Here is a 344-nt window from a genome sequence, read left to right on the forward strand (position 1 = left end):
GAGCATTTATCCTTGCTGGGGTCGTCCGTTGGGTTGCCGTCTTCATCAAAATAAGCGGTACCGGTATACCCGCATGACGCCCCGCGATATTGATTGCGCATGCACCAAGTACAAAGCGAATGGATCTGTCGGGTGGGTAACATAATGCCCTGCAAGTCTGCCGGACTGGATAACGCAAATTGGATCTGTTCGTTATCCTCATAGCTCTTGCTGTCGATATACCAAACTTCGAGTTTCTCTTCATCGGGATTGGCTTCAGGGTTTCCCTCCGGAAAGTTTCTGGCATCGAGGTAATGCGCAAACGTGCTGTGTACTTTTACCTGCGCTAATACCAGATTTTGATA

1 protein-coding gene is annotated in these 344 nt (G+C 48.8%); it reads right to left on the reverse strand.

Annotation, left to right across the window (positions count from 1 at the left end; all coding sequences use genetic code 11):
• A partial coding sequence (locus HUZ92_RS20750) for a phage minor tail protein L (protein ID WP_174846897.1) occupies positions 1–344 on the reverse strand: 344 nt, incomplete at both ends.

The sequence above is a fragment of the Yersinia vastinensis genome, from assembly GCF_902726565.1.
GTDB classification, from domain to species: Bacteria; Pseudomonadota; Gammaproteobacteria; order Enterobacterales; family Enterobacteriaceae; genus Yersinia; species Yersinia vastinensis.